At 42.8% G+C, this 628-nt stretch carries 1 protein-coding gene; it reads right to left on the bottom strand.

The genetic code is table 11. The annotated features are described in order from the left end of the window. Nucleotides 1-168: 168 nt before the first annotated feature. The gene (locus tag R7Z47_RS25480) at nt 169-519 is read right to left on the bottom strand and encodes a helix-turn-helix transcriptional regulator (RefSeq protein WP_017636227.1); all 351 of its coding nucleotides are present in this window, start codon (nt 517-519) and stop codon (nt 169-171) included. Nucleotides 520-628: the final 109 nt, after the last annotated feature.

Here is a 628-nt window from a genome sequence, read left to right as displayed (position 1 = left end):
CTTCATCGTCATAACTTCGTCGGTTAGCGAGCATTTTGGGAGGGGCCCGCTTTGCGGGAGGGACCTAAAAGCGGAGCCAAACCCCCGTCTAGTATTACGGGGGTAAATTCCACTGAACCATCAGTGTTCTCCGTGTATTCGCAAGCGTAGCGCGCCAGTGTTTGAGCGTTAGCGAGTCTTATCTGAGGAGAAATTATTTCTAGCCCTGTTGCTTTGATTCCTCAAATACAAACCTTCGACCATTATCGAGAGTGATTCGATCTCCGCGTCGTTGAAATCCCCAATCGCTGAACTAATTTTCTCTATCAGTCTTTCGTGTGGATTCTGTTCTCTTCCAAGCACTTCATTAACTGATACCCCAAGTCTTTTAGCTATTAAAACTAGCTCTGATGCTTTTGGTTCAGTCTTGCCTGATTCCCAGTTCATAACGGTTTTTGCCGATGCTCCGACAGATTTAGCCATTTCAAGCTGAGTGACTCCTTTTTCCTCTCGGAGTCTCTTAATGTTCTCATTTAGCATGTTAAACCCCTTATTGAGTCCATGTTTTTTCTCATTATAAGGAGTGTTTTTTCATACAGTATCTTGACAAGGTAAAAATATTTACCCAAGATATGCAATAAATTTACTC

This window comes from Vibrio sp. 1641 (assembly GCF_033339995.1).
In the GTDB taxonomy this organism is placed as follows: Bacteria; Pseudomonadota; Gammaproteobacteria; order Enterobacterales; family Vibrionaceae; genus Vibrio; species Vibrio alginolyticus.
The sequence above is the reverse complement of the archived record's forward strand: the minus strand, read 5'-3'. Positions and strand labels throughout refer to the sequence as shown.